This is a genomic window from Mesorhizobium sp. (assembly GCF_004962925.1).
GTDB lineage: Bacteria > Pseudomonadota > Alphaproteobacteria > Rhizobiales > Rhizobiaceae > Mesorhizobium.
Map to the genome: position 1 here is coordinate 1 of NZ_SUEO01000393.1, position 1,391 is coordinate 1,391.

Here is a 1,391-nt window from a genome sequence, read left to right on the forward strand (position 1 = left end):
CGCGAGAATTTGCGCGTGCTGCTGGTCTCCGGCGAGCCGCATGCCGGCGAGCGCACCTGGCGCAACCTTCTAAAATCCGACGCTTCGGTCGATCTCGTCCACTTCACCATTCTGCGGCCGCCGGAGAAGCAGGACGGCACGCCGATCAACGAGTTGTCGCTAATCGCCTTTCCGACGCGCGAGCTATTCGTCGAAAAGATCAAGGATTTCGACCTGATCATCTTCGACCGCTACCAGCACCGCGACGTGCTGCCGATCCTCTATTACGACTACATCGCCGAATATGTCGAAAAGGGCGGCGCGCTGCTGATCGCGGCAGGGCCCGAATATGCCGGTGAAAGCTCGATCGCCCGCACGCCTTTGATGTCGGCGCTGCCGGCGATGCCGACCGGCGAAGTCGTCGACAAGGCCTTCTATCCGCGCCTCACCGAGCTCGGCCAGCGCCATCCGGTGACGCGCGGGCTCGACGGCTCCGCGACCGAGCCGCCGCACTGGAGCCGCTGGTTCCGCACCATCGGTGTCGAGAACCCCGAGGGCGAGGCGGTGATGAAGGGCGCGGACAACCGCCCGCTGCTCTTGCTCGACCGCAAAGGCGAAGGCCGCGTCGGCATGTTTTTGTCCGACCAGGGCTGGTTGTGGGCGCGGGGCTTCGAGGGCGGCGGCCCGCATGTCCAGCTCTACCGCCGCATCGCCCATTGGCTGATGAAGGAGCCCGAGCTCGAGGAGGAGCGGCTGACCGCCGACGGCCGCGGCATGATGCTGGAAATCCGCCGCCAGACGATGAGCGACGACCCCGGCCCGGCACAAATCATCACCCCGTCCGGCAAGGCACTGACCGTCAAGCTCGAGAGAGCCGAACCCGGCGTCTTCCTGGGCAGCATCGAGACCAATGAGATCGGCCTCTATCAGGTCGGCAATGGCGACCTGAAGGCGCTTGCCCATGTCGGCCCGGTCAATGCACCGGAATTCACCGACGTCGTCTCCACCGAGGGCCGGCTGAAAGCGCCGGCCGAGGCCACCGTCGGCAGCGTGCGCCGGCTGGCGCCATCATCGGCCCTTGGCAACCTCACCGGCGGCGTGACGCTGCCGTCGGTCGTCCCGGTCCGCGCCTCGGGCGCGGCGACCGGCAACGACTGGATCGGCCTGCGCACCACTGACGACAGCGTGCTGAAGGCCGTCTCGCGCGTGCCGCTGTTCGGCGGGTTCCTCGGCCTCGGCCTGCTGCTTCTGGCCATAGGCTCGATGTGGTATCGCGAGGGGCGGTAGCGGCACCGTCTCTCCTTCTCCCCTTGTGGGAGAAGGTGTCGCCGAAGGCGACGGATGAGGGGTGTTCCAGCTTGGAACCGCCGGCACTCCGTCCAACACCCCTCAACCGTCTTGGCGCTGCGCGC

At 67.0% G+C, this 1,391-nt stretch carries 1 pseudogene; it reads left to right on the top strand.

The annotated features are described in order from the left end of the window. Window positions 1-1,266 (top strand): annotated as a pseudogene (locus E5W87_RS35310) (hypothetical protein); the annotation flags it as partial. Window positions 1,267-1,391 lie beyond the last annotated feature (125 nt).